The organism is Rhizobium leguminosarum (assembly GCF_010668065.1).
GTDB lineage: Bacteria > Pseudomonadota > Alphaproteobacteria > Rhizobiales > Rhizobiaceae > Rhizobium > Rhizobium leguminosarum_S.
This window is the reverse complement of the sequence record NZ_WUEN01000003.1, coordinates 468966-494346: the sequence shown is the minus strand read 5'-3', so window position 1 is coordinate 494346 and position 25381 is coordinate 468966. Positions and strand designations below refer to the sequence as shown.

General features: G+C 60.7%; 28 protein-coding genes. 17 read left to right on the top strand and 11 right to left on the bottom strand.

The features are described 5' to 3' along the window. Positions 1–54 precede the first annotated feature (54 nt). The 5 genes from GR198_RS10740 to GR198_RS10720 all read left to right on the top strand — a co-directional run bounded on the left by GR198_RS10740 (position 55) and on the right by GR198_RS10720 (position 3270). Positions 55–915, top strand: a complete 861-nt coding sequence (locus tag GR198_RS10740) for a MipA/OmpV family protein (RefSeq protein WP_164068843.1) — start codon at positions 55–57, stop codon at positions 913–915. A gap of 131 nt (positions 916–1046) precedes the next feature. Beyond that, the gene (locus GR198_RS10735) at positions 1047–1670 is read left to right on the top strand and encodes a cytochrome b (RefSeq protein ID WP_164068841.1); all 624 of its coding nucleotides are present in this window, start codon (positions 1047–1049) and stop codon (positions 1668–1670) included. 139 nt (positions 1671–1809) lie between these two features. Next, on the top strand, positions 1810–2046 hold the full coding sequence (locus GR198_RS10730) for a hypothetical protein (protein ID WP_164068839.1): 237 nt from the start codon (positions 1810–1812) through the stop codon (positions 2044–2046). 149 nt (positions 2047–2195) lie between these two features. Further along, on the top strand, positions 2196–2756 hold the full coding sequence (locus tag GR198_RS10725) for a class I SAM-dependent methyltransferase (RefSeq protein WP_164068837.1): 561 nt from the start codon (positions 2196–2198) through the stop codon (positions 2754–2756). A 100-nt stretch (positions 2757–2856) separates the two neighbouring features. Continuing rightward, entirely contained in the window at positions 2857–3270 is a 414-nt protein-coding gene (locus tag GR198_RS10720; protein WP_246711093.1) for a DoxX family protein, read from the top strand. 147 nt (positions 3271–3417) lie between these two features. On the opposite strand, the gene GR198_RS10715 is transcribed toward GR198_RS10720, so the two are convergent. The 6 genes from GR198_RS10715 to GR198_RS10690 form a co-directional block, all read right to left on the bottom strand. Next, complete coding sequence (locus GR198_RS10715) at positions 3418–4449, bottom strand: aldo/keto reductase (RefSeq protein ID WP_164068834.1); 1032 nt, start codon at positions 4447–4449, stop codon at positions 3418–3420. A 90-nt stretch (positions 4450–4539) separates the two neighbouring features. Then, positions 4540–5364 (bottom strand): aldo/keto reductase, encoded by an 825-nt coding sequence (locus GR198_RS10710; protein ID WP_164068832.1) that lies wholly within the window; start codon positions 5362–5364, stop codon positions 4540–4542. Positions 5365–5437: 73 nt separating this feature from the next. After that, entirely contained in the window at positions 5438–6406 is a 969-nt protein-coding gene (locus tag GR198_RS10705) for an aldo/keto reductase (RefSeq protein WP_164068829.1), read from the bottom strand. 52 nt (positions 6407–6458) lie between these two features. After that, a complete protein-coding gene (locus GR198_RS10700; protein ID WP_164068827.1) occupies positions 6459–7355 on the bottom strand; it encodes an NAD-dependent epimerase/dehydratase family protein in 897 nt (298 codons plus the stop codon). A 119-nt stretch (positions 7356–7474) separates the two neighbouring features. After that, entirely contained in the window at positions 7475–8377 is a 903-nt protein-coding gene (locus GR198_RS10695) for a LysR family transcriptional regulator (protein ID WP_029875786.1), read from the bottom strand. A 553-nt stretch (positions 8378–8930) separates the two neighbouring features. Next, on the bottom strand, positions 8931–9881 hold the full coding sequence (locus GR198_RS10690) for a LysR family transcriptional regulator (RefSeq protein ID WP_029875785.1): 951 nt from the start codon (positions 9879–9881) through the stop codon (positions 8931–8933). A 95-nt stretch (positions 9882–9976) separates the two neighbouring features. Here GR198_RS10690 and GR198_RS10685 point away from each other — a divergent pair, with 95 nt between their 5' ends. Genes GR198_RS10685 through GR198_RS10645 form a run of 9 tightly spaced genes read left to right on the top strand, consistent with a single transcriptional unit; the run spans position 9977 to position 19303 of the window. Next, positions 9977–10840, top strand: a complete 864-nt coding sequence (locus GR198_RS10685) for a dioxygenase family protein (RefSeq protein WP_164068825.1) — start codon at positions 9977–9979, stop codon at positions 10838–10840. Further along, a complete protein-coding gene (locus GR198_RS10680; RefSeq protein WP_164068823.1) occupies positions 10837–11895 on the top strand; it encodes a maleylacetate reductase in 1059 nt (352 codons plus the stop codon). Before GR198_RS10685 ends, GR198_RS10680 begins: the two co-directional genes overlap by 4 nt. 54 nt (positions 11896–11949) lie before the next feature. Next, on the top strand, positions 11950–13230 hold the full coding sequence (locus GR198_RS10675; protein ID WP_164068821.1) for an ABC transporter substrate-binding protein: 1281 nt from the start codon (positions 11950–11952) through the stop codon (positions 13228–13230). Positions 13231–13280: 50 nt separating this feature from the next. Beyond that, on the top strand, positions 13281–14000 hold the full coding sequence (locus GR198_RS10670; protein WP_029875781.1) for an ABC transporter ATP-binding protein: 720 nt from the start codon (positions 13281–13283) through the stop codon (positions 13998–14000). Continuing rightward, on the top strand, positions 14000–14719 hold the full coding sequence (locus GR198_RS10665) for an ABC transporter ATP-binding protein (protein ID WP_164068818.1): 720 nt from the start codon (positions 14000–14002) through the stop codon (positions 14717–14719). Before GR198_RS10670 ends, GR198_RS10665 begins: the two co-directional genes overlap by 1 nt. Continuing rightward, a complete protein-coding gene (locus tag GR198_RS10660) occupies positions 14706–15569 on the top strand; it encodes a branched-chain amino acid ABC transporter permease (protein WP_164068816.1) in 864 nt (287 codons plus the stop codon). The genes GR198_RS10665 and GR198_RS10660 overlap by 14 nt, the downstream gene beginning before the upstream one ends. A 9-nt stretch (positions 15570–15578) precedes the next feature. Continuing rightward, on the top strand, positions 15579–16664 hold the full coding sequence (locus GR198_RS10655; RefSeq protein ID WP_164024469.1) for a branched-chain amino acid ABC transporter permease: 1086 nt from the start codon (positions 15579–15581) through the stop codon (positions 16662–16664). After that, positions 16657–18411, top strand: a complete 1755-nt coding sequence (locus GR198_RS10650) for an FAD-dependent oxidoreductase (protein ID WP_164068814.1) — start codon at positions 16657–16659, stop codon at positions 18409–18411. The genes GR198_RS10655 and GR198_RS10650 overlap by 8 nt, the downstream gene beginning before the upstream one ends. A gap of 7 nt (positions 18412–18418) precedes the next feature. Next, entirely contained in the window at positions 18419–19303 is an 885-nt protein-coding gene (locus GR198_RS10645) for an intradiol ring-cleavage dioxygenase (RefSeq protein ID WP_222285650.1), read from the top strand. A 417-nt stretch (positions 19304–19720) separates the two neighbouring features. Here GR198_RS10645 and GR198_RS10640 read toward each other — a convergent pair whose 3' ends face one another. From GR198_RS10640 to GR198_RS10620, 5 genes are read right to left on the bottom strand one after another with little or no spacing between them, the layout of a single operon-like run. Next, entirely contained in the window at positions 19721–20878 is a 1158-nt protein-coding gene (locus tag GR198_RS10640) for a glutathionylspermidine synthase family protein (RefSeq protein ID WP_164068810.1), read from the bottom strand. A 1-nt stretch (position 20879) separates the two neighbouring features. Then, positions 20880–21473 (bottom strand): DUF1190 domain-containing protein, encoded by a 594-nt coding sequence (locus tag GR198_RS10635; protein ID WP_113545732.1) that lies wholly within the window; start codon positions 21471–21473, stop codon positions 20880–20882. 12 nt (positions 21474–21485) lie between these two features. Beyond that, positions 21486–21887: a DUF350 domain-containing protein gene (locus GR198_RS10630; protein ID WP_029871134.1), complete on the bottom strand. Its 402-nt coding sequence runs from the start codon at positions 21885–21887 to the stop codon at positions 21486–21488. Positions 21888–21922: 35 nt separating this feature from the next. Beyond that, the gene (locus GR198_RS10625) at positions 21923–22579 is read right to left on the bottom strand and encodes a YjfK family protein (RefSeq protein ID WP_029871135.1); all 657 of its coding nucleotides are present in this window, start codon (positions 22577–22579) and stop codon (positions 21923–21925) included. Then, entirely contained in the window at positions 22576–23631 is a 1056-nt protein-coding gene (locus GR198_RS10620) for an ion channel (protein WP_164068808.1), read from the bottom strand. Before GR198_RS10620 ends, GR198_RS10625 begins: the two co-directional genes overlap by 4 nt. 103 nt (positions 23632–23734) lie before the next feature. Between GR198_RS10620 and GR198_RS10615 the strand changes: the two genes are divergently transcribed. From GR198_RS10615 to GR198_RS10605, 3 genes are all read left to right on the top strand, one after another. Beyond that, positions 23735–24181: a YjfI family protein gene (locus tag GR198_RS10615; RefSeq protein WP_029871137.1), complete on the top strand. Its 447-nt coding sequence runs from the start codon at positions 23735–23737 to the stop codon at positions 24179–24181. Further along, complete coding sequence (locus GR198_RS10610; protein ID WP_164024462.1) at positions 24178–24912, top strand: PspA/IM30 family protein; 735 nt, start codon at positions 24178–24180, stop codon at positions 24910–24912. Before GR198_RS10615 ends, GR198_RS10610 begins: the two co-directional genes overlap by 4 nt. Positions 24913–25122: 210 nt before the next feature. Then, on the top strand, positions 25123–25362 hold the full coding sequence (locus tag GR198_RS10605; RefSeq protein ID WP_164068806.1) for a CopG family transcriptional regulator: 240 nt from the start codon (positions 25123–25125) through the stop codon (positions 25360–25362). Positions 25363–25381: the final 19 nt, after the last annotated feature.

Below are 25381 nucleotides of genomic sequence, written 5' to 3'. Positions count from 1 at the left end.
CAAGGTTGTGTTCGCTTCCCGCGCCTATGCATCAGACCTCAGGAGCCGCGCCCAATGTCGCCTACCAAAATCACGCTTGTCCGACCTACGAGGGCCACGTTGTTGGCGATCGCCATCATCGCGCTCACGTCGGCGACCTACACACAAGCCGCAGATCTCGATGAACAGGACGCTGTCGCTGTTCCGCCGTCTCAACGTTTCGACAATAGCCGTTTCGGCGCGGTCGGTCAGAGGCTGCACGAGTGGAATGTCGTGGTTGGCGCCGGAGCGATGTATGCACCGAAGTTCGAGGGATCGGATGAATTCGAGGTCCGCCCCATTCCCGTCATCTCGGCGCGGATCGGCGACAGGATCGGCATCGATCCGACGGGTCTGACCGTCGATGTCCTCCAGTCGAATGGCTTCACGCTGTCGGTCAAGGGGGGATATGAAATGGGTCGGTCCGAAGATGATTCCGATCATCTCAGGGGCCTTGGCGATGTCGATGCCGGCGCGGTGATTGGCGGTAAACTATCCTATCAAGTCGGACCTGCGGAACTCTATGCGTCCATCGACAAGACCATCGGCGGCAGCGACGGACTGGTGGGTAAGTTCGGGGCGAACGTGTCCCAGCGATACGACCGGTTCATCCTGTCTGCTGGTGCATCTGCCACCCTTGCCGACGAAAATCATATGGAAAGCTATTTTGGTGTGACGTCTGAGCAGTCCGCCCGCTCGGGTCTCCGTCAATACGATGCAGGCGCCGGACTGAAGCGTTTCGATGTCGAAGCGTCGGTCACCTACATGGCGACGGAAAACTGGCTCATTCGCGGCCAGGCCGGTGTCGGCTTCCTGACGGGCGATGCCGCCGACAGTCCGATCGTTCAAGACGATGTGCAACCGTCAGCGATGATGATGGTCGGCTACAAGTTCTAGAAACCGTTCCCCCGTAGCTGCGCCGGGAGCGTTCATTCTGCACGTGTTCTCTAACTTCGGCTCTGGCCAGGGTTTTGGGGGCGGCCGGAACGCTGACACAGCAAAACACCGAGTGTTTTTGGGAGACGGCGATGATTGTTCATGCCAAACGCTACACCCGCACGGCCATCTGGCTTCACTGGATCACCGCCATTCTCATGCTGTTCATGCTGTTTCAGCAAATGTTCGGCGATAATTGGATAAGGGTGCCGATCGGCGGGTCGATGGCGGGGTGGAAACCCTCCGCCCACGCGTCGATCGGAATATTGATCTTGCTGCTGGGGTTGGCTCGCCTTTTTTGGCGAGTTGCAAACCCGCCGCCTGCTTTGCCGGCGGCTATGCCGGGCTGGCAAGTCTGGGCGTCTCATGTGACCCATTGGATATTCTATGGGTTGATGATTGGCCTTCCGATCACCGGGATGCTGGCACTTGCACCCTACGGCGCCGAAAGGCTCGAGGTTGAACAGGTCAGGTTTTTTAACTTTATGTCGGCGTCTTTCATGCCCGATCGGGGCACCTGGACAGGAACTGCCCACGAACTCCTGACAAACATCGCCAAATTGCTGGTGATCGTCCATGTCCTGGCAGCGCTGAAACATCAGTTCTGGGACAGGGAGGGATTGCTGAGCCGCATGTCTCCGATGCGGAAAGCTCGGTCAAACGCTGCATATTCAGAACGATCGGCGCCTAAAAGCTCACTGCGGCGAACGCGCTGAGCCTCCTTCAGGCAATCTGTGTCGGCGATACGAGCTGGCGCAACATATCTTCATCGACCGCCTTCTTTTCGTCCGGCTTTTGACATCGCGCTGCTGGAAAACCCAGCTAGTTGAGGGTCTTGTTCACCAGGAGAAAGCGATGACCCATGAGGATTTGACGATTGTCGACGTCCTGAAAGATCCGTTGATTAGGCTTGTGATGCGCGCTGACCATGTCTCAGTGAAGACGATGAAAGCCTTGCTCGTTCACGCTGCGCATAAGCAAGGGGTCGGACTCGGCAACAGCAAGCACCAGCATGTTGCAAAAAACCTTTCTGCCAAAGCTCATCCCGTTACGCATCCGCACTCGGCGGGTACGGATGCCAGGCGCCTTTGACGGTCGGGTTCCGCGAAATGACATCCCCCGCAATGGGTCATCGTGGGCGCTGCCAACAAAACTAAACATCACTTAAAACTCAAACCCCAAGCTTTTCTCTAGGCTCTCCCCACGGCGCAAAACGCGTTCCACATAATTGGAGAGAGCCCATGTCCGATGTCCTGCCATTCTTCCGCGCCTGGGCCGCGCATCCGCTTCGCATTGCGTCCGTCGTTCCTTCCGGAAAGGCATTGGGCCAACTGATAACGTCCGAGGTAAGCGCGGGCGTTGGTCCAGTGCTGGAGCTCGGACCTGGAACGGGCGTTTTCACGCAGGCGCTCGTCCAGCGTGGAATACCAAATTCCGGCCTGGTCCTCGTCGAATATACACCGCAGTTTGCCCAGGTTCTCCTTCGACGATACCCAGGAGCCGATGTGCTCTGTATGGACGCCGCAAGATTGCGGCATATGCCTTGGCGCCACGACCAACAGGCACGTGCCGTCATTAGCGGTCTTCCGCTTTTATCGATGCCTCCAGGCAAGGTCCTGGCCATTCTGAGAGGGGCTTTATCGCGCCTGAGGGCGGATGGCAGCTTTTATCAGTTCACCTATGGGCTGCGTTGCCCGACCCACGAACAGGTGCTGGACCGTGTCGGTCTCGTCTCTCAAAGCATCGGATGGGTGTTCAACAACTTTCCCCCGGCTCAGGTTTTCCGCCTTACCCGTCGCTGAATGTGATCCGCTAGTTGCCGTTTTCGAAGCCCGCGGGGCGTCCCAGCGGAGCGTTCCGTGGTCAATGCGTTTTCACCTCAAGGAGAATATCTTGCAACATCTGATCTCCAATCCTTTAGTCGGCGTTTGGGCGCCTCGTGCACTGTCAGTTCTAAGATTCATCGTCGGGCTGGTTTTCTTCCCACACGGGACCCAGAAGCTCCTAAATTTTCCACCACGCGAGGGCAGGGCGGTTGAGCTCCTCTCGTTCATGGGGTTCGCAGGGACGTTGGAGGTAGTTGGCGGAGCCCTGATCATGCTTGGGCTGTTTACCCGCCCGACGGCCTTTATCCTCTCCGGCATGATGGCCGTGGCTTATTTCATGTCCCACTTTCCCCGCAATTTCTATCCGACACTCAATGGTGGCGATGCAGCCATCCTCTTCTGTTTCCTGTTTCTCTATATCAGCGTCGCTGGCGGCGGTTCATGGGCCTTTGACACATTCCGCATGAGAGAAGCCAGCTCAACGCGGTGATGAATAACAGGTCCGATCCCGCTGGCACGCCTAACCCGGCCAAACTTATTCGACCCGAAGATATGGGTAATAAGCGACGTCAATCGTTGCCATGTCCCACGCCGAGGCGAACCGGACGGTGGCTCGGCCACCGTCCCAGTCTACGAACTACCGTCCGCCCTCGATCTTGCGATGGCGCTGGTTGATGCCGCCCTTGCCATAGGGATAGTCGAAAGGCTGAGGCGCGCTCACATCGTTCAGTCTCGCCATCTCGTCGTCGGAGAGCTTGAGTTTCATGGCGCCGAGATTGTCGGCGAGCTGTTCCGGCGTGCGGGCGCCGAGGATGACTGAGGTGATCGCCGGCTGCGCCGCCGTCCAGGCGAGCGCCACCTGCGCCATGCTGACGCCATGCGCCTTGGCGATTTCCTCGACGACAGCGATGATCGCCCAGGTTCTCTCCAGCGCATTACGCGGCGCATAGGATTCGCCGCCGCGATTGGGGTTTTCGCCGAGGCGGGTGGCGCCCGTCGGCATCTCGTCGCGCTTGTATTTGCCGGTCAGCCAGCCGCCGCCGAGCGGCGACCACGGCAGCAGGCCCATGCCGGCATCTTGGCAGGCCGCGACAATCTCAAGCTCGATGTCGCGCACCAGCAGGTTATATTGCGGCTGCAGCGTCACCGGGCGGGTATAGCCGCGCGCCTTGGCGATCTCCGAGGCCTTGGCGATATGCCAGCCGACATAGTTGGAGAAGCCGTAATAGCCGATCTTGCCGGATGAAACCGCATCGTCGAGGAAGCGCAGCGTTTCCTCGATCGGCGTCAGCGCGTCCCAGGCATGCATCTGGTAAAGGTCGATCTGCTCGAGGTCGAGGCGGCGGAGCGAATCGTCGAGCGCCTGGCTAAGATGCCGGCGCGACAGGCCGATATCGTTGGGGCCATTGCCCATCGGAAAACGCCCTTTGGTGGCGACGATCGCCTGGCGGGCCTCGGTCGGGCGCGCCTTCAGCCAGCGTCCGATGATCTCTTCCGACTTGCCGGCGCTGTAGACATCGGCGGTATCGATGAAATTGCCGCCCCAGGCGAAATAATCGTCGAGCAGCTTGTGCGAGGCGGCCTCATCGGCCTCCGCGCCGAAGGTCATGGTGCCGAGGCAATAGGCGGTGACGACGGTCCCGCTGGGACCGAGCTTGCGATAATCCATATTTATCTCCTCTTTGAACACAACCGCGGCATCAACGGCGGCTGTCATTTCGATGTCAACGGCGGTGAAAGAAGGAGCAGCGAACTACCTTCACACGTCCCAAACGGGGCACCAATCGCCGTCTACCAGTCGCATGCCCTTTTCGAGGCTTTCGATCCGTTTGATCTCGGCCGGCGTCAGCGTAATCTTGCGCGCTTCGAAGTTCAGCTTGATGCGATCCTTCTTGCTGGAGGAAGGGATGACGATATGCCCCTTGGCAATCAGGAAGGCGAGCGCGACCTGGTCGCTCGTGGCACTATGGGCTTTGCCGATCTCTTCGAGAACCGGGTCGCCGACGACGGCGCCGCGCGCCAGCGGCGAATAGGCCGTGACCGCGATACCGAGCTTTTCGCAATAATCGATGATCGGGCGGTTCTGCATATAGACATGGCACTCCACCTGATTGGTGGTGATCGTGCGATCGCCGAGCAGGCGGATGCTTTCGTCGATCAGCGCCCTGGTAAAGTTCGAGACGCCGATCTGCCTGGCAAGGCCGGCATCGAAAACCTCGGCGAACTGGCCGAGATAGTCGGCGAGCGGATATTTATTGTGCGGCGACGGCCAGTGCAGGAGCAACAGGTCGACCTGGTCGACGCGGAGCTTTTCCAGGCTCTCCCTGACCGACGGCATGACGGCGCCGGGGCCGTAATTATCGGGCTTCACCTTCGTGGTGATGAAGATTTCGCTGCGCGCCACGCCGGCGTCCTTGATGCCGCGGGCGACATCCTGCTCGTTGCCATAGCCCTGGGCGGTGTCGATGTGGCGGCAGCCGGCTTCAAGCGCCCAGATGACGCCCTGATGGGCTTCATCGGCCGAACGGTTCCATGTGCCGTACCCCATCTGCGGGATGCCGGCGACCATTGCTTCTTTCGTCATGTTCTCTTCCTGTGCAGCAATTCAAAATGCTACAGTGTCGTTTGCGCGTCTGAAAAGCCGCGCGGCGCTGTCGTCAGAAACCGGCGACGTGCAGCGATTTGTAGGGGGCTTCGAGCGCCTTGACTTCATCACCGGTGAGTTCGAAGTCGACCGCGGCGATCGCATCTTCGAGATGGCTCATCTTGCTGACGCCGACGATCGGCGAGGTAACGACCGGCTTCTGCAGCACCCAGGCCATCGCGACCTGCGCCATGGACGTCTTGCGCGCCTTGGCGACGGCTTCGACGGCCTCGACGACGTCCCGGTCGCCGGTCTTCTCATACATGCTCTTGTTGTAGCGGTCGGTAGTGGCGCGCTTGGTCTCGGTGCCCCAGGGACGGGTCAGCTTGCCGCCGGCAAGCGGGCTCCACGGCAGGACGGCGATACCCTGATCGCCGCACAGCGGCAGCATTTCGCGTTCCTCCTCGCGATAGGTGAGGCTGACCTGGTTCTGCATCGAGACGAACTTCGTCCAGCCGTTGACCACGGCTGCATGCTGGAGCTTGGAAAACTGCCAGGCCCACATCGAGGATGCGCCGATATAGCGGGCCTTGCCGGCGCGCACGACGTCGTTCAGCGCCTGCATGGTTTCTTCGACCGGCGTGAACGGGTCGAAGCGGTGGATCTGGTAGAGATCGACATAGTCGGTGCCGAGGCGGCGCAGGCTGTTGTCGATCTCGGTAAGGATCGCGGCACGGGAAAGACCCTGGCCGTTTGGGCCGGGACGCATGCGGCCGAACACCTTGGTCGCCAGCACGATCTCCTGGCGGGGCGCCAGTTCCTTGAGCAGGACGCCGGTGATCTCTTCGCTCGTGCCCTGCGCGTAGACATTGGCCGTATCGAAGAAATTGATGCCGGCATCCCATGCGCGCTTATAGAGTGGCCGCGCCTCTTCGAGCCCCAGAACCCATGGGCGTTCGTCCGTCTGTTTGCCAAAGGACATGCAGCCGAAGCAGATGCGGCTGACTTCAAGCCCTGTCTTGCCAAGTCTTGTGGTCTTCATGGTCTTTCCTCAAAGTTGTTGATCGGCGGTGCCGGAAATGCGCCTCGCGGCATCATGCGCCGGTAACGTATTTCCGCCAGTTGTGTTCTTCCTTGAAACCGAGAACCTCCCGGATCTTCCGGTTCGAGAGCGGCGCTTCGAATTCGCCGAGCTCCCGGAGGATCGGCGTGTCCGGCGCCCATTTGCCGAGGAAATCCCGCGTTGGCTCGCTTGCCGTGATCGTGTCGTTGACGGCATTGAAGACCTGGAAGCCGAGGCCGTCGGCCTGCAGGCAAAGATCGACGATCTGCCCGAGATCGCGGGCATCGATGTAGCTCCAGGCGTTGCGCTTGCGTGATGGCGGATCGGCAAGGAAGCCTGGAAAACGCTCGTATTCATGCGGTTCGATGACGTTGGCGATCCGCAAAGCGTAGATGTCGATGCCGCTGCGCATCGCAAAGGCGCGGGCCGTCTTCTCGTTGACCACCTTGGAGAGCCCATAGCTGTCCATCGGGTCGATGTCATAGTCTTCTTCGAGCGGAAACGAATGGAAATCCTTGTCGCCCTCGGCAAAACAGACGCCGTAGGTCGTTTCGCTGGACGCGATGATCACCTTGGGAATGCCGAGCTTCACCGCCGCTTCGATGACGTTGTAGGTCGAGACCGCATTGATCGAAAAAGTTTGGTTGTCGGGCTTGAGCAGCAGGCTCGGTATAGCCGCGAAATGCACGACGGCGTCGACCTTGGCCGGTCCGCCCGGCGTTTGCAGACCCTCGCCGCTGAAATGCATCGACAGGGCGTTGAAGGTCTGGCCGCTATCGGTGAGATCGGTAATCAGCGTCTGCACGCCGGGGCAGTTCAAGGGAACGAGGTCGAGGTTGCGGACCTTGTATCCCTTCCCCATCAGATATGGAACCGCATGGCGGCCGGCCTTGCCGCTGCCGCCGGTAAAGATGATCCGCTTGCTCATGTGATGTGTCCGCTTCCTGATGAAGGTTCGATAGAAGCGGTACAACGTGGGGGAGCGATGAATCAATATAGTGGAAATCACTGAACCGATGAGCCAGGCTCATCGATTGGAGGCAGCCTCTACAATCCGTTCAGCCCGCGAACGATCCTGATCAGCGCGTCGACGCCGAAGGGGAGCTGCCGCCGGCTGGAATAATACATCGAAAACGGCGGGCCCATCGACGCCCACTTGGGAAGAACGACCTCCAGGCGCCCTGCGGAGACATAGGGGCTTGCCAGCCTTTCCAGGCAATAGCACAGCCCGGCGCCTTCCAGAGCCGCATTGATGGCAAGATCGGTTTCGCCTGATATCAGCGCTCCGGGAACGTCGATCTCGCGCCGGTCATCGCCGCGTTCGAATTCCCACTTGTAGATCTGGCCGCGGCCCGTCCGTATCCGGATGCAGTGGTGGGAATTGAGGTCCTCCGGCAAGACTGGGCGACCATGATTTCTGAGATAATCAGGGGCAGCGACCGCGACCCATTTTAAAGGAGGAGTAAGAGGAACTGCGATCATGTCTTCCGGGATGGTGCCGCTGTACCGGATACCGGCATCGAAGCCGTCCGCGGTGACATCGACGAACTGGTCATCCACGGCGACCTCAAGTTCGACATTCGGGAAGCGCTGCTGGAACACCGGAATGGCTGGCCGCAAAAGCAGAACGGCGGCATCTTTCAGAACATTGATGCGAATGCTGCCGGCGCCAGCTTGATAGTGCCCGTTCAAGTCCTCCAATCCGGAGTTGATAAGCTCGAGCCCGGCAGAAATCTTCTCGGCGAGGGCTGTTCCGGCGGCGGTTGGCGCAACGCTGCGGCTGGTTCGATTAAGGAGGCGAACGCCCAGCCTTTGCTCAAGCGCCTTCATGCTGTGGCTCAGGGCGGAAGCCGTTACTTCTAGATGATCCGCCGCTTTCCGAAAACTACGGTACTGGACTATCGCGAGAAAGATCGACAGCTCGTGAATTTCATTGCGCTTGAACTGCATGTTGATCTCAGGAGGCTAGTTTGGCGATACTTCGCAACCGGTCTTAAAGGCTCTAGCTCGTTCGGTGCAACTCAGCACTCGGATGCTGTTACCGGCTCGGATTATGCGGCGTTGGTGTCGTGATAACGCGACGGCAACGGCCATGCTAGCCTCGTCTATTCGCGCTGAGTCGAGTTAACACATACCCCGCCCCGCCAATTTGAATCAAAAGGTCTGCCCTCATCTCTCTGTCCGTGACGACCTTAATTTTGGTCCATTTGTCTATCTTGGTATCCGAAGGTATAGGCAAATCCTCTCGCAGCAAGAGGGTAAGCTCAGGTGCCCTATCCGACTTATATATGCAAATCCTCATCGCACGGCGCCTGACTGCCCCAATTTATGACAGTTATATTGCGCTGCGTTATCACCTATTGCAATGCCGCAAATCCGTTCTCTGCAACTGTACCGCAGCCAGCCATTTCGCCGATCTCCAGATCGAGATGATCAGGCGCCTTGCAGGTGCCTGGAACATAGGGGGTTCCGGCATGTGGGTCACTCGCCGGGAAACTAGCGTCTAGGCTCCCCAGACCACTGACTGCTCGTGCCGCTTGATCAGATGCTTGAGGTTATCGAAGCCTGTGCGGATGTGGCGGGCGAAGTGATCGGCGGCGGGCGTGCGGGGTGCGTCCGAACGCTTCAGCAAACCGAGCGCGCGTTCCGAATGGGGGATGGGGACGGGCAGGGCGGTGATGGACTTTTCGTTGCGCAATGCGAAGACGACGCTGTGCGGCATGATGGTCAGCGCATCAGCCGCCTTCATGTAGTGGACGACGCTCATGAGGGAGCCGCCCGAATAGCGAATCTTGACTTCGGTTGCGCCGAAAGACAGCAGCATGCTGCGCAGATCGGTGAGTAGCGGGCTGCCTGGCGGGGGCGCCACCCAAGGAAAATCGAGCAGGTGCGCCGGCTGAGGTCGCCGCTTCAACAGCAAAGGATGGGTGACCCGGCAGGCGACGACGTTGCGGCCGGGCAGGATCTGCTGAAATTCAAGGCCGGAGCCCTCGTCGAGAATATCGATCGGACAGATAGCAAGGTCGATCTGGTCGGCATTGAGCGCGGCACGGAGGTCTGGAAAATAACCATAGGTCTGGTCGATGCGCACGTCTGGATGCAGGTTCTGGAACTCGGCGATCATGCCCGCGATCAAAGCATCCATGAAAAAAGGCGTACCACCGACACGCACCACGCCGCTCCTGCCGGCCCGAAAGCTTTCAACGACATCGGAGGCCTTGCGCGATGCCGACAGCATGGTCTGACCGTGATCGGCCAGCGCTCGCCCCAGTGGTGTTGGCTGCAGCGGCCGTCGCCCTTTGAGGAACAGCGGTTCGCCGATGCGAGCCTCGAGCATCGAGAGCGTGCGCGAAACAGCCGGCTGCGATAGGCCGAGCAGGGCCGCTCCCTCGGTTACCCCGCCGGTTTTAACGACTGCCGCAAGCTGGACAAGGTGGCGTTCGTCTATCTTCATAACGATATGATATATTAATCGCGAATAAAATCATTACTCGCATGTAGCGATTGGACTAAATTTGTCTCCACCAGCCATTGCCTTGGAGGAGACACATGACGCCGGGTCCGATGGCGCTGAATTTCAGCGAGGCCACCTCGCATGACATGTTCGCGCAACGACTACCGCCATCAAGGGACAACAGCCTGCCGCAGGTTCTCGCGGCAGCGGTGACGCATCTTCATACCCTGATCCGCGAAGTGCGGCCCACCCAGGCGGAATGGCGGCAGGTCATCGAATTCTTGACCGATGTCGGCCATGCCAGCGACGAGCGGCGCCAGGAGTGGGTGCTGCTGTCGGATCTGCTCGGCGCTTCGGCTCTGGTCGAAGAAATCAATTCGCGCCGTCCGAAGACGGCCACCCCCAACACCGTGCGCGGACCCTTCTTCCGCCCCGACGTTCCGCAACTGCCGCTCGGCAGCAATATCGCGCTCGACGGGATCGGCGAGACGTTTGATGTTTCCGGCCGCGTGCAGGATCTCGATGGCGATCCCATCGCAAATGCCGAGATCATCACCTGGCAGGCCAATGCTCAAGGATTTTACGAAAACCAGCAGCCTGATCTGCAGCCGGAATTCAACCTGCGCGGCGGCTTCCGCACGGATTCGGATGGACGTTTCCACTATCGGACCATCAAGCCATGCGGCTATGGCGTGCCGGACGATGGGCCGGTGGGAAAACTTCTGCGGCAGGCGGGCTATCCGCTGCGCCGCCCCGCGCATCTTCATTTCATGATCAAGGCCCCGGGCTTCGAGACGATCACCACGCATATCTATGACGGCAGCGATCCGCATCTGGCCGAAGACGCGATCTTCGCCGTCAAGCCGGAGCTGGTGCGAACCTTCGAGCCGCGGGGCAAGGGGTGGCTGTTGGATCTGACCTTCGTCATGGTCCGCGCCAGGCAGGGAGCCGAGATATGAGCCGCGATTTCATCTATAGCGGCAGCCCCGCCCATATCGTCTTCGGCGAAGGCAAGAGCGCTGCCGCCGGCGAGTGGGTGGAAAAGCTCGGATGCGCTAATGCGCTCGTCCTCTCGACGCCGCAACAGAAGGCCGATGCCGAAGCGCTGGCCGCGCAACTGGGCTCTCTCGCTGTCGGCGTCTTTGCCGGCGCCGTCATGCACACACCGGTCGATGTCACCGAAGAGGCGATGGAGGTCGTTCTCCGAACGCAGGCTGATTGCGTCGTTTCGCTCGGCGGCGGCTCGACCACCGGGCTTGGCAAGGCAATCGCCTATCGCACGGATCTGCCGCAGATCGTCATTCCGACGACCTATGCCGGATCGGAAGTGACGCCTATCCTCGGCCAGACTGAGGGCGGGCGCAAGACCACCGTGCGCCATGCGAGCATCCTGCCTGAGGTGGTGATCTACGACCCGACCCTGACGCTTGGCCTGCCGGTTGGCATGAGCGTCACCTCGGGGCTGAATGCCATGGCCCATGCGGTCGAGGCGCTCTATGCTCGGGATCGCAATCCGATTTCGACACTGATGGCGGCCGAAGGGCTGCGGGCCTTCAAGACCAGTATGCCTGACATCGTCGCCGTGCCGCGGGCTGCCGATGTCCGCGCCGATGCGCTCTACGGCGCCTGGCTCTGCGGCACCGTGCTCGGCACCGTCGGCATGGCGCTGCACCACAAGATCTGCCACACGCTGGGCGGCACCTTCGATACGCCGCATGCCGATACGCATGCGATCATGCTGCCGCATACCGCCGCCTACAATGCCGCAGCCGTGCCGGAGCTTCTGGCGCCGGTCGCCGATATCTTCGGCGGTTCGGTCGGCGGCGGGCTTTGGGATTTCGCCAGACAAATCGGTTCACCGCTGGCGCTGAAGGATCTCGGCCTCAGCGAAGCCGATCTCGATCGCGCAGCCGAGATCGCCACCGAAAATCCCTACTGGAATCCAAGGCCGATCGACCGGCAATCCATTCGTGCCCTGCTGCAGGATGCCTGGGAGGGCACGCGGCCGGCATAGGTTGACGACAGACATCACGCTCTCTGGGAGGAGAGAAAAATGGGAGGAGGAAACATGTTTACCAGACGCGATTTTCTGAAGACGACGGTCGCCACCGGTGCATTGGCGGCGACATCCGGGCTCGCCGCACCTGCGATCGCGCAGGATGCCGCGATCAAGCTAGGTTATGTCAGCCCGCAGACGGGGCCGCTAGCTGCCTTCGGCGAGGCCGACAAGTTCGTCATCGACAGTTTTCTGGCGGTCACCAAGTCGATGGGTCTCAACTATGAGGTTGTCGTCAAGGACAGCCAGTCCAATCCGAACCGGGCGGCTGAGGTCGCCAAGGAACTGATCGTCACCGACGAGGTGAACCTGATCCTCGTCGCCTCGACGCCGGAGACCACCAATCCGGTGGCGACCACCTGCGAGGCCGAGGAAATGCCCTGCATCTCGACGGTGGCGCCCTGGCAGCCATGGTTCATCGGCCAGCAGGGCAATCCCGGCGACCCCACGTCCTGGAAGCCGTTCAACTACGCCTATCACTTCTTCTGGGGTCTCGAAGACGTCATCTCGGTCTTCACCAACATGTGGGCGCAGATCGAAACCAACAAGAAGGTCGGCGGCCTGTTCCCCAACGATGGCGACGGCAATGCCTGGGGCGACAAGGTCGTCGGCTTCCCGCCGGTGCTGGAAAAGATGGGCTATGGCCTGATCGACCCCGGCCGCTACCAGAACATGACGGATGATTTCTCGGCGCAGATCAATGCCTTCAAATCGGGCCAGTGCGAAATCATCACCGGCGTCGTCATTCCGCCTGACTTCACCACCTTCTGGAACCAGGCCAAGCAGCAGGGTTTCGCGCCGAAGATCGCCTCGATCGGCAAGGCGCTGCTCTTCCCGCAGACCGTGGAGGCGCTCGGCAATGCCGGGCACAATCTGTCGTCGGAAGTCTGGTGGACGCCGAGCCATCCGTTCAAGTCGTCCTTGACCGGGGAAAGTACAGCACAGGTGGCAGACGCCTTCACCAAGGCGACCAACAGGCCCTGGACGCAGCCGATCGGCTTTGCCCATGCGCTGTTCGAACTGGCGGTGGATGCGATGAAGCGGGCCGGAGATCCGACAGACGGGGATGCCGTCGCGCAGGCGATTGCCGCCACCAAGCTCGATACGCTGGTCGGTCCGATCGCCTGGGACGGCAAGGGCCTGCCGCCGTTTGCCGCCAAGAACATCGCCAAGACGCCGCTCGTCGGCGGCCAGTGGCGGTTGAAGGACGGCGGCGGCTACGATCTCGTCATCACCGACAACAAGACAGCGCCGAACATTCCGGTCGGCGGCAAGATGGAAGCGATCGCCTGATTTTTGGCACGGGGCCGCTAGAGGCCCCGCCTGTTCTGGGAGGAATGGGTTTGGCAATTCTCGAACTCGATGGGGTCTCGAAGAAATTCGGTGCATTGACGGTCGCCGAGCAGATTTCCTTTGCCGTCGGCGAAGGAGAGGCGCTGGGCATTATCGGGCCGAACGGCGCCGGCAAGTCGACGCTGTTCAATCTGATCACCGGCAATATCGCCGCCGATAGCGGCAGCATCCGCTTTCTCGGCAGCGACGTGACGCGCACGCCGCCGATGGCGCGCTGCCTGTCGGGCATGGGCCGCACCTTCCAGATCCCGCAGCCGTTCGAGAAGCTGACGGTCTTCGAAAACCTCCTGGTCGCCGGCGCTTTCGGCTCGCGGCGGCGCGAGGCCGAGGTGTCGGACCGCTGCGCCGAAATCCTGGTGGACACAGGGCTGATCGACAAGGCGAATGTGCTGGCCGGAAGCCTGTCGCTGCTGATGCGCAAGCGGCTGGAACTGGCGCGAGCGCTGGCGACGGAACCGAAGCTGCTGCTGCTTGATGAAATCGCCGGCGGACTGACCGAGGGCGAGTGCCGGTCGCTGGTGTCAACCATCCGCGCCATTCATGCGCGCGGCGTTGCCGTCATCTGGATCGAGCATGTGCTGCATGCGCTGAATTCCGTCGTCGAGCGGCTGCTGGTGCTGCATTTCGGCAGGGTCATCGGCATCGGCAAGCCGGAGGACATCATGGCGTCGCGCGATGTGCGTGAAATCTATCTGGGGATCGAGATCTGATGGCGCTTCTCGAAACCAGAGGCTTGACCGCCTCCTACGGCGATTTCCAAGCGCTGTTCGGCGTCGATATCATCGTCGGCGCCGGCGAGACCATTGCCATCATCGGCGCCAACGGCGCCGGCAAGACGACGCTGATGCGCTCGATCTCAGGCGTGCTCACCAATGCGCCGGCATCGATCCTTTATCGCGACGAGCCGATCGGCGCGCTGCCGGCGCCTGACATTCTGGCGCGCGGCATCGCCATGGTGCCGGAAGGTCGGAAACTCTTTCCGTCGCTGAGCGTCGAGGAAAACCTGCTGATCGGCAATTATGGCCGCAAGGTCGACGGCCCGTGGACGCTCGAAAGCGTCTTTTCGCTGTTCCCGATCCTGAAGGAGCGGCGCAACAATCCGGCCACAGCACTCTCCGGAGGGCAGCAGCAGATGGTGGCGATCGGTCGTGGGCTGATGTCCAATCCGGCGCTGCTGCTCTGCGACGAGATCAGCCTTGGCCTTGCGCCTGTCGTGGTTCGCGATATCTACGCCGCCTTTCCCAGTATCCGCGAGACCGGCGCTTCAATCGTCATCGTCGAGCAGGATATCGCCCAGGCGCTGAAGGTGGCCGACCGCGTCTACTGCATGATGGAGGGGCGAGTGACGCTCTCCGGCCGCGCCGCCGACCTCAGCCGCGACGACATCCACAGGGCCTATTTCGGGACGGATCACCATGAACTGGCTTGATACCATTCTCCAGGGCGTGCTGCTCGGCGGGCTCTACGCGCTGTTTGCGGCGGGCTTGAGCCTCGTCTTCGGCATCATGCGGCTGGTCAACCTCGCCCATGGCGATCTGATCGTGCTTGCCGCCTTCCTGATTCTGATCCTGGTGACGACGCTCGGGCTTGACCCGTTCGTTGCCGCCCTGATCGCGATGCCGTTGATGTTCGCCATCGGCTGGGGCCTGCAATATTTCCTGCTCAACCGTACGCTCGGCAAGGATATCCTGCCGCCGCTGCTTGTCACCTTCGGCCTGTCGATCGTCATCCAGAACGGCCTGCTCGAAGGATTTTCGGCCGATAGCCGCCGCGTTTTTGCCGGCAGTCTCGAGAGCGCCTCCGTCAATCTCGGCCCGGTCACCGCCGGCATCATGCCGCTGATGACCTTCTTTTCCGCCGTCGCCGTCATCGTCTGTCTCAACCAGCTCATCTACCGCACCTCCGTCGGCCGTGCCTTCCGGGCAACCTCGGACGATCCGGTGACGGCAGGGCTGATGGGCATTCGGCCGCAGCGCATCTTCGCGATGGCGACGGGGCTTGCCATGGTCGTGGTGACGATCGCCGCCCTCTATCTTGGGACGCGCGCCAATTTCGATCCGACGTCAGGGCCGGCGCGGCTGATCTACGCCTTCGAAGTGGTGATCATCGGCGGGCTCGGCTCGCTCTGGGGCACACTCGCTGGCGGCATCATCTTAGGCGTTGCCCAGACGGTGGGGGCCGCGATCAATCCGGAATGGCAGATCCTTGCCGGCCATCTGGCATTCCTCGCCGTTCTCCTGTTCAAGCCGCGCGGCCTTTTCCCGCGCGCGGTGGATTGAGGTGTATCGATGACCATGGCCATTCCCTCCTTCACGGTGGAGACACGCACCAGGGCATCGACATTGTCCGCTGTCGCGGTCGTTGCCCTTCTGTTGCTTGCCTTTGCCGCACCCTTCATCGTCTCCCGCGGCGTCATCCAGGACCTGTTCTTCATCCTCACCATGCTGGTGCTGGCGCAGAACTGGAACCTGCTTGCCGGTTATGCCGGGCTGATCTCGGTCGGCCAGCAGGTCTTCGTCGGCTTTGGCGCCTATACGATGTTCGGCTGCGTCATCCTGTTCGGCGTCGATCCTGTTGTGGCCATACTGATTGCCGGCGTATTTTCCGTCGCCCTAGCCGTTCCCACGGCCTTCTTCACCTTCCGGCTCTACGGCCCCTATTTCGCCATCGGCACCTGGGTTGTGGCCGAAGTCGTGCGGTTGCTGCTGGCCCAGTGGAAGGCACTCGGCGGCGGCACCGGCACCTCGTTGCCGCGGGAGGCGACCCGCGACATGATGGGCGTTGGCGCGATGCGCGACCTCTTCGGCATGAAGGCTTCCGAGGCGGGCGACGCGCTAACTTACTGGCTGGCGCTGATCCTCGCCGTCGCCACAATCGGCTTCATCTATGGTCTTCTGCGCAGCAAGCAGGGTCTCGGCCTTGCCGCCGTTCGTGACAACGAGCAGGCAGCCCGCGCCGTCGGCGTCGATGCGCGACGGATGAAGACGCTGGTCTATCTCGCCACCGCCTTCATGACAGGCATCGCCGGGGCGCTGATCTACGTGCAGAAGGCGCGCATTTCGCCGGACGCCGCCTTCTCGGTCACCGACTGGACGGCCTATGTCATCTTCATCGTCGTGATCGGCGGCATCGGCACGATCGAGGGACCGATCCTCGGCGTCATCATCTTCTTTCTCTTACAGAACCTCTTGGCCGACTACGGCTCCTGGTACCTGCTGATGCTCGGTCTTCTCGGCATCGCCATCATGCTTCTCGCGCCGCGCGGCCTCTGGGGATTGTTCTCCGAGCGCACCGGCATCCAGCTTTTCCCGGTTCGCCGTGTCCTGAAGGGCGGGCCGCTCAATCTCACGCATAGGGGAGGGCCTCATGGCTGACATTACCACCGACGTACTCATCATCGGCACCGGCCCAGCAGGATCCGCCACCGCTGCCCTGCTCTCGTCCTACGGGGTCGAGAACCTGGTGATCAACCGCTACCGCTGGCTCGCCAGCACGCCGCGCGCCCACATCACCAACCAGCGCACCATGGAAGTGCTGCGCGATCTCGGTCGCGATGTGGAGGACGAGGCCTATATGTTCGCGGCCGAGCAAGACCTGATGGGAGAGAACGTGTTCTGCACCTCGCTCACCGGCGAGGAGATTGGCCGGATGAAGAGCTGGGGTAAACATCCGCTATCGCGCGCCGAGCACCAGCTGTCGTCGCCGGCTCATATGAACGATCTGCCGCAGACCTTCATGGAGCCGCTGCTGTTCAAGACGGCCTGTTCGCGCGGCAGCCAATCGCGCATGTCGACGGAATATCTGAGCCATGCGCAGGACGAAGACGGGGTCACGACAACCTGTCTCGACCGGCTGACCGGCAAGGAATTCACCATCCGCTCGAAATATCTGGTCGGCGCCGATGGCGGCAATTCCAAGGTTGCGGAACATGTGGGCCTGACTTTCGAAGGCAAGATGGGCGTTGCCGGTTCGATGAACATTCTGTTCAAGGCCGATCTGTCGCGACTGGTCGCCCATCGTCCCTCGGTGCTTTATTGGGTGCTGCAGCCGGGTGCTGACGTCGGCGGCATCGGCATGGGACTGGTGCGTATGGTCAGGCCTTGGGACGAATGGCTGATCGTCTGGGGTTACGATATCAACCAGCCACCCCCTTCGGTGGATGAAGCGCATGCGAAGAAGGTCGTGCGCGACCTGGTCGGCGATCCCGATCTCGAGATGACCATCAAGTCGGTCTCGACCTGGACCGTCAACAATATGTACGCCACGTCAATGTCGAATGGCCGCATCTTCTGCATGGGCGACGCCACCCACCGCCATCCGCCGTCAAACGGGCTCGGCTCGAATACCTCGATCCAGGATGCATTCAACCTCGCATGGAAGCTGGCTTTCGTCCTCAAGGGCACCGCTGACCCGAAACTTCTCGATAGCTATCAGGATGAGCGAGCGCCTGTCGCCAAGCAGATCGTCACCCGCGCCAATAAGTCGATCGAAGAATTCGGGCCGATCTTCAAGGCGCTGGGACTGCTTGATTCGATCGACCCGGTGAAGATGCAGCAGAACATGGATGCCCGCTGCAACAACACGGTTGCTGCTGAAGAACAGCGCGCCGCCATTCGCAAGGCGATTGCCGACAAAGTCTACGAGTTCGATTGCCATGGCGTCGAGATGAACCAGCGCTATCGATCCGGCGCGATTGTAACGGATGGGCAGGCGGAACCGGCCTTCGCCAGAGATCCTGAACTGCACTGCCAGCAGACGAGCTGGCCAGGTGCAAGGCTGCCGCATGCCTGGGTGTATTCTGCGACAGGTGAAAAGCTATCGACGCTCGACCTTGCCGGACATGGCAAGTTTACCGTGCTCACCGGCATTGGCGGGCAGGGCTGGATCGAGGCCGCCCGAACCCTTGGGAAGGAACTGGGCATCGATATTGCCGCACACCTGATCGGTCCACGTCAGCCCTGGCAGGACTTTGCCGGCGACTGGGCGAATATGCGCGAAATCCGCGACAGCGGTGTCCTCCTCGTGCGTCCCGACCATCATGTCGCCTGGCGAAGTGAAGCGATCGTCGACGATCCGTCAGCCGAACTGCGGCGCGTGCTGACCACCGTTTTGGGGAGATAAGGCGATGATTGACGCACATGAAAAGGGGTTTTTCACAGAAGAGAACTCTGTTGAGGTGGTCACGAGCCGCAACGCCACCGCCGGAGACCAGCGCCTGAAGCGCGTGATGGAGGTCGTAACACGCAAGCTGCACGAGGCGGTAAAGGAGCTTGAGCCGACGCAGGACGAATGGATGGAGGCAATCCTTTTTCTCACCCGCACAGGGCACACATGCAACGAATGGCGACAGGAATTTATCCTGCTGTCGGACGTGCTCGGCGTGTCGATGCTGGTCGACGCCATCAATAACCGCAAGCCCTCAGGCGCCTCCGAAAGTACTGTTCTTGGTCCGTTTCACGTTGCCGACGCGCCGGAACTGCCGATGGGCACCAATATCTGCCTCGATCAGAAGGGCGAGGACATGGTGATCGGCGGCCGCATCCTCGGCACTGATGGCAGGCCGATTGCCGCCGCTGTCATCGACGTCTGGCAGGCCAACGACGAAGGCTTCTACGACGTGCAGCAGAAGGGGATCCAACCAGACTTCAACCTTCGCGGCATCTTCCGCACCGGCGTGGATGGCCGCTATTGGTTTCGAGCAGTCAAGCCCAAATATTACCCGATCCCGGACGATGGACCGGTTGGCAAGCTGCTCGGCGCGCTCGGTCGTCATCCCTACAGGCCCGCTCACCTGCACTACATTATCAAGGCCGACGGCTTCGAGACGCTCACGACGCACATCTTTGATCCGGACGACCCGTACATCCACTCTGACGCCGTCTTTGGTGTGAAGCAAAGCTTGCTTGCCAAGTTCCAGCACGTTGAGGATTCGGTACGCGCTAACGAGCTCGGTTTCTCTGGCAAGTTCTGGCAGATAGAGCACGATTTCGTGCTGGCTCGGCCCGAGGAGTAGCATGCTCGCCAGCCGGCGTTCTAACGAAGAAGGCCGTGATAGCCGATGCAATGGAGATGATCGCGCCGCAAAGGAACGCGGCTCGAATTCCGTCAGTCATAGCGGCACCGGCGCCAGCCAACGCGGAATTTGAGCCGGTCTTTGCTGCGGCAAGCGCCCAAACAATATGCAAGCCGATATACCCATACATAGTTCCATAACGTTGATTACGCCACTTTCACATGTAGCCGGGTGGGTTCAAGGATGAAGTGCGACCTGTGAAAGATGCCAATGGGTATCGCTTGCAAGGCAATCGCAATGAGACACACCTTCCCCATATCGACCTGGGTGAACGCCGCAAGATCGCTCGTTCGCCGATGGCCGGCATCGCTCGACGCATAGACGAAGATCGCTGCGCCTGAAGCGATATACCTCCTCTTATCCGACGATGACGTGCGGTACGAAACGCGACAAGTTGGCGGTTATGCGCGAGCGGTCCTCGCGGACCGCAAGACCGCAGGCGCGATCACCGACGATCCAGCTGCCGAGCACGGCGAAGCCGCCATCGCTTTCGAAAAGCGGGGCATAGGCCTGGACGATAAAACCTTCGTCACCATAATCGCCGGGGGCGGAAATCAATTCCCGGCCATCTCGGAATATCGTGACGTTCTCGCCTTCTCGCGACAGCAGGGGTTTGCGCACATAGTCGCTCAAGGTCGAGGCCGCCGGGTCGTCTGCGAAATAGCTAGCCAGCAGGTTGGGATGATTGGGGTGCTGCTGCCAGAGCAGAGGCAGAAGCCCTTTGTTGGAGAGCACGGCCTTCCAGGCGGGCTCGACGAAAACATCGCCCGAGCGCACGAGGTTGCGAGCGAACGGCTCGCGCAGCATGAATTCCCACGGATACAGCTTGAAGCAGCGGTCGATCACCCGATCCTGGAGGTCGGTGTAACGGCCCTGCGCATCGATGCCGATCTCGCGGATGTCCAAAAGCTCAACGCGATGGCCGGCTTGCACTGCACAGTCCATCAGATAGACCGTCGTGCCGCGATCCTCCTCATTGTCGGTCATCGCCGCGAAGTGGAAGATCGGTTCTTTGGAAAATTGCTCGAACGCCTCAACGAGGCTTTCCTGCAAGGAATTATACTGGTCCGCATCCTTGGGCAGGATACCCAAAGCCACCTGGTCGGTCAGCCAGTTGAACTGGAAATAGGCTGTCTCGAACACCGAAGTGGGAGTATCGGCGTTATATTCGAGCAACTTTACCGGGCCAGTGCCGTCGTAAGCAAGATCGAACCGGCCGTAGAGGTGCCGGTCGCGGCGCTGCCAGGAGCGCTGCACCACATCGCGCAGATCCTCCGGAATGGCCAGCCTGTCGAGCGACTCTTCGCTTCTGACGATATCACCGACCAGATCCATGCACATGTCGTGCAGTTCCTGGCTCGGCTCTTCAATCCGTGTCTCGATCTCATCGAGCGTGAATGTATAGGCGGCATCGTCGAGCCAGTAGGGTTCGCCATACATGACGTGAAACCCGAAGCCGACGGCGCGCGCCTTGTCAAGCCAATCAGGACGCGCCGGAAGGGTGATGCGCTTCATGTCAGCCGCCGAAACTGAAGGACGAACGGCCCCCGAAGCCTTGACGGGCAACGGTGCGGGTGTTGACGTTGACCGGCTTAACAGTCTGACGCGAGGGCGCGATCGCGGTGTCGTTGCCGCCCGAGCGAACAGTCGTTGTCACCGTTTGCCCCGAGCGATTGCGATAAATCGGTGTCGAGCCGTAGGAGCCACTCTCCTCCTGGCGCCGGCGATAATTGTAATAGTCGCCGATGTTGTTCAGTGCGGAAGACAGCACGTAGCCTGTCAGGAACGGCACGAAAAAGCTGCCGCCTCCGCCGGTATTGTTGGGGACGGCACTGGCCGACTGTTGCGTGCACTGGCCCGAGCCGTATTCGGCCTCGCAGGCGGCCATGCCGTTGAAACGCGGCGCGGCGGCGAGATGGGCCCGCATGGCATCCTGATAGCCGGCCTGGCAGACCTGCCGGTCCATGCCGGAAGTCACGCATTGGTCGACGGAGGTGAACATTGTCTCCGAAGGAGTCTGATCGCCGCAACCGGACAGCGCCAGGGTCGAGGCAGCGATAGTGCCGAGGGCCAGGAAAGGTCGTTTGTGCCCGCTCTTACGTCTGCGCATCATTCCCTCCCCTCAATAGGTCATGCAGGCGGCGTTGAGAATACCGATGACCAGCGCGATGCCGCCGCCCCATATGCCCGCGGCGATATTGCCGGCAGTGATCTTTTCATGCAGATCCGTCATGGTGAAATTCGCAATATAGTAAGCGAGGATCTGCGCCAGAATGCCGACCACCGCCCATATGATGTAGTCGACGATGCTGACCGAATTGGCTGCGGCCGAAGCCAGAGGCAGGCTGAAACCAACAAGCGCGCCCAAGAATGCCGTGACGGCGGCAAGATTGCCTGCGCGAATGAGTTGGACTTCCTTCTGCGGCGTCAAGAATGTGTAGATCACCGCGAAAACGCCGTAAGCGGCAAGACCAACGGCGAAATAGCCGAGGAAGGCAGGCAGACCCGCCACGTAATCGAGCATTGAAAAAGTCCTCCGTTGAAATTGATAGGATCCCCTCAGACGCGGCGAACATCGGCCGGAGCGAGTCCATAGCCGATCAGAAATTCCACCGAGCTGCCTGCCTGGCTCTGTCCGAGATCGAGGTCGCGCTCGACATTGATCAAAAGCATTTCGCGCGTCGAGCCAAGCGGGCGATAATACAGCATGCAGGTCTGGTGAATGGAGCGCTGCGCCTCACCGTCGTCGACCTTCTCGACAAACTCCGCCAATGGGGTGCGCTCGGGGCCTTCGCCCCAGAAGCGGCTATAGAGGATGCCATCGGCATCGTAGCTTGGCTGACCGATCAGGCCGTCCGGCCCGGTCCAGCGGTTCCATTCGCCCTGCCCGGCAGGCACGACGCTGTCCCAGGGCTGATAAAAGCTGATGTCGTCGACATCACCCGGCTGGCCCGACGTCGACATCACCTGAATCATCCGATGGTCTTCATCGTAGTAGCGCGACAGAACCGTCGCGGCATCGAGCGAAACCTCACCGTAGGCGGCGATGATGAACGGGCCGCTGCGTGGCAGCGGCATCGCCGGCTGGCCGGCCAAAGCCTCGGCTTCGAGGGAGAGGAAATCGATGTCCAACGCCCCCCCGATGGCGGCGCTCAACGGGCCAAGTTCTTTGGGTAAGGGCCTTTCGTTCTTGTCTCTGCCGAACCAGCCGATCATGATACGTCTCCCATTCGAGCCCAAGCGATGGCAGCGGGATCTAGCCGCATTCCGCTGATGTAGTAAAGGGTCTCGCCGCCCCGCATCAGCGTCTCGTCCTGGCAATTGAGGTCGGTCATGCCCTGGCTCAGCATGCCCACCAGCGTCACATTATGCTGACGCTTGAGCCTTAAAAACACGTCCCCATAGAGTAGCGGCGTTTGCAAAGGCGGTACCGGCAGCGAAAACGCCGTGTCGGTGGAAGCGGCCGACAGCAGCCGTGCGGCGATTTCCGAAGAGCCCGGATCACGGGCGGAGCGCGACAGCAGCTCCTCGGCGAGCGAGCCCACGGCCTCCACGCGCGGCCGGCGCTGCTTGACCATCTGTGCCGTGCGGTCGTCGGCGAAATAGGCGACGATATGAGCATTGGGCGCATGGTCTTCGGCAATCAGCACGGCAGCCAGCGTCTCGTCGTCATTTGCGCCGCGCGCGATGATCGCGCGCGCCTGGGCCACTCCGGCCCGCACCAGAGCGTCGGCATCGGCAAGCCGCTCGGTTCTGATATAGTCGGCGTAATTGCTGGCGGGATTTTCCGGCAGGTCCTTGGCAACCAGAACACTCATCGGTTCGTTGGCCTGCCGTTCGGCATGCAGCAGCCGCAGCGTCTGGTATGTCTGCCCCTCTTGCCAGCCCAGAACGATGATATGGCCGGCGCGTTCGCTGTAATCACCCAATCCGCGCATGCGGTTTCTCCAGATCGTACCGATAGTTGTCAACAACTTGCCAAGAACAGCGGTGAAGATGGCAATGCCGCCGGGAAGAACGAACAGGACGGCAATTAATCGGCCGAGCCCCGATTTTGGAGAAAGATCGCCATAGCCGACAGTCGTTGCCGTCACCATATAGTAATAAAGAAAGTCGACCGGATTGCCGACGAGATCGCCTTCGCCGGCCAGCAGGAAGAGCAGGTAAGAGGCGACCAGGTGGATCACGAGGATAACAAAAAGGGCTGACCAGGCCAATTCGCTGAGCGAGAGATATACACGCCGCATCAATGAAGCGATAAATGGCAAGCGATTCGCCCCCGTTCCCAACGCGTACCCTAGCGAAATTTATTTAGCGCACCAGATCTTTAAGTTGCAAACCGATTACCCAAATATTTTGATGTTCCAACCGATGGAGGACTTTTTGGAGACCTGGAACCTCACCACTTTAACGCGCCTGTTCGCCGCCGATCCCGACGCACTGGGCGATGTGGATGTAGCCGTACCCGAACAGGGCGACGTCATATGCGTGACTCTTAAGGAAAAAGGCGATCTCGACGTCTTCGTCGCGGTAAGCGGGGAGCGCGACATCCTCGTCAGCGCTGTTCTGGTGCCGTGCAAGGACGTGTCCAATCGAGAAGCCTTCGAACGTATGGTGCTGAAGACCCATAAGTTCGTGCCGCTCTCCAGCTTCGGCATCACCACGATCGACGGTGAGGAATGGTATGAATTGTTCGGCTCGCTGTCAGCACGCTCGCCGGCCGAGACGGTGGTCGAGGAAGTCGCGATTCTGGCTGCCAATGCCGTCGATGCGGCACATATGATTGAAGAATGGAAAAGCGGGGAGATTGCAGCGTGAGCACTTGGGGAAAGATTTTCACCGCCATTCGCGGCGGCATCAACGAGGCAGCGGAAGCGGCCGCCGACAGCCAGTCCATGCGCGTCCTTGATCAAGAAATCCGCGACGCTGAACAGTCGCTGCGCAGTGCGCGATCCGATCTGGCCGGCATCATGGCGTCCAACAAGAGCGTCATGCGCCGACTTGACGAAAACCGCGCCAAGGAGACCAAGGATACCGACAGCGCTCGCGCTGCGATCTCCGCAGGCCGCACGGATCTGGCTCAAGGTCTCGCTCAGCGCATTGCTAGTATCCGTGCCGAAGTGCAGCGCGACCAGGAAGAGCTCGACCGGCTGCTGCCTCGCCAGCAGCAGATGCTGCGCACGATCCAGGAGACCGAAGCGCGCATTGCTCAGATGAAGCGCGAGGTGGGGAATGTCAAAGCCAATGAGTCGCTGCTGCGCGCTCAATCGGCGATCGCCCATAGCCAGTCGGGCATCAATACCCGCCTCGGCAGCGCCGTCGAAAGTCTCGAACGTATCAAGAAACGCCAGGAAATCACTGCCGGCCGCATCGAAGCCGGTGCTGAACTGGCCGCGCTGGAAAACGGCAGCGACCTCGATCGTCAGCTGCGCGAGGCCGGCATTGGCAGTTCGAGCCACTCGGCCGATGACATTCTTGCACAGCTGATGGCACCGAAACATTCGGTAGAGCCCATCTTGCTGCCAGCGCCGACTGGCAAAAAAGACTGACAATCCCGGGAGCGGCAGCCCTGCCTGCCATTCCCGCGCGCGCCTGCGGATTGGAGCCTGCGCGCTTGTTGGCGCCAGCAGCGGGAAGTGAGCATCCCGGTCCGTATGCCTAGCCTCTTGCAGGCAGAGACCGAGCGTCTCGATGTCAAATATTGACATTGAGGTACGGATCCAGAACGATTGATTCAGAAATTTGAAGGAGGGTGCTGTATGACCAGCAGCCTGCATGTGAGCTTGCCCGATGAAATGCGCGCCAACGGGAAGAGCCAGTACACTACGCCGAGCGAATATGTACGCACCCTTATTCGCGAAGATATGGCACGCGAAGAAGATCGCCGCTATGCCATCCGCTCGCTGCTGCGGGCGGAAGAGGAATTCAGGCGCGGAGAGATGCTGCCCCTTTCCGCTCTGGATGCTATCGACGCGGAGCTGGATGAAGAACTGCGCTAGTGGCTCCTCGCGTTCTCAT

Excerpts from the sequence above, each read along its gene's own strand:
- GR198_RS10740 (WP_164068843.1), top strand. The coding sequence starts at position 55 with ATGTCGCCTACCAAAATCACGCTTGTCCGACCTACGAGGGCCACGTTG.
- GR198_RS10735 (WP_164068841.1), top strand. The coding sequence starts at position 1,047 with ATGATTGTTCATGCCAAACGCTACACCCGCACGGCCATCTGGCTTCAC.
- GR198_RS10730 (WP_164068839.1), top strand. The coding sequence starts at position 1,810 with ATGACCCATGAGGATTTGACGATTGTCGACGTCCTGAAAGATCCGTTG.
- GR198_RS10725 (WP_164068837.1), top strand. The coding sequence starts at position 2,196 with ATGTCCGATGTCCTGCCATTCTTCCGCGCCTGGGCCGCGCATCCGCTT.
- GR198_RS10715 (WP_164068834.1), bottom strand. The coding sequence starts at position 4,449 with ATGGATTATCGCAAGCTCGGTCCCAGCGGGACCGTCGTCACCGCCTAT.
- GR198_RS10710 (WP_164068832.1), bottom strand. The coding sequence starts at position 5,364 with ATGACGAAAGAAGCAATGGTCGCCGGCATCCCGCAGATGGGGTACGGC.
- GR198_RS10705 (WP_164068829.1), bottom strand. The coding sequence starts at position 6,406 with ATGAAGACCACAAGACTTGGCAAGACAGGGCTTGAAGTCAGCCGCATC.
- GR198_RS10700 (WP_164068827.1), bottom strand. The coding sequence starts at position 7,355 with ATGAGCAAGCGGATCATCTTTACCGGCGGCAGCGGCAAGGCCGGCCGC.
- GR198_RS10695 (WP_029875786.1), bottom strand. The coding sequence starts at position 8,377 with ATGCAGTTCAAGCGCAATGAAATTCACGAGCTGTCGATCTTTCTCGCG.
- GR198_RS10690 (WP_029875785.1), bottom strand. The coding sequence starts at position 9,881 with ATGAAGATAGACGAACGCCACCTTGTCCAGCTTGCGGCAGTCGTTAAA.
- GR198_RS10685 (WP_164068825.1), top strand. The coding sequence starts at position 9,977 with ATGACGCCGGGTCCGATGGCGCTGAATTTCAGCGAGGCCACCTCGCAT.
- GR198_RS10680 (WP_164068823.1), top strand. The coding sequence starts at position 10,837 with ATGAGCCGCGATTTCATCTATAGCGGCAGCCCCGCCCATATCGTCTTC.
- GR198_RS10675 (WP_164068821.1), top strand. The coding sequence starts at position 11,950 with ATGTTTACCAGACGCGATTTTCTGAAGACGACGGTCGCCACCGGTGCA.
- GR198_RS10665 (WP_164068818.1), top strand. The coding sequence starts at position 14,000 with ATGGCGCTTCTCGAAACCAGAGGCTTGACCGCCTCCTACGGCGATTTC.
- GR198_RS10660 (WP_164068816.1), top strand. The coding sequence starts at position 14,706 with ATGAACTGGCTTGATACCATTCTCCAGGGCGTGCTGCTCGGCGGGCTC.
- GR198_RS10655 (WP_164024469.1), top strand. The coding sequence starts at position 15,579 with ATGACCATGGCCATTCCCTCCTTCACGGTGGAGACACGCACCAGGGCA.
- GR198_RS10650 (WP_164068814.1), top strand. The coding sequence starts at position 16,657 with ATGGCTGACATTACCACCGACGTACTCATCATCGGCACCGGCCCAGCA.
- GR198_RS10640 (WP_164068810.1), bottom strand. The coding sequence starts at position 20,878 with ATGAAGCGCATCACCCTTCCGGCGCGTCCTGATTGGCTTGACAAGGCG.
- GR198_RS10635 (WP_113545732.1), bottom strand. The coding sequence starts at position 21,473 with ATGCGCAGACGTAAGAGCGGGCACAAACGACCTTTCCTGGCCCTCGGC.
- GR198_RS10630 (WP_029871134.1), bottom strand. The coding sequence starts at position 21,887 with ATGCTCGATTACGTGGCGGGTCTGCCTGCCTTCCTCGGCTATTTCGCC.
- GR198_RS10625 (WP_029871135.1), bottom strand. The coding sequence starts at position 22,579 with ATGATCGGCTGGTTCGGCAGAGACAAGAACGAAAGGCCCTTACCCAAA.
- GR198_RS10615 (WP_029871137.1), top strand. The coding sequence starts at position 23,735 with ATGGAGGACTTTTTGGAGACCTGGAACCTCACCACTTTAACGCGCCTG.
- GR198_RS10605 (WP_164068806.1), top strand. The coding sequence starts at position 25,123 with ATGACCAGCAGCCTGCATGTGAGCTTGCCCGATGAAATGCGCGCCAAC.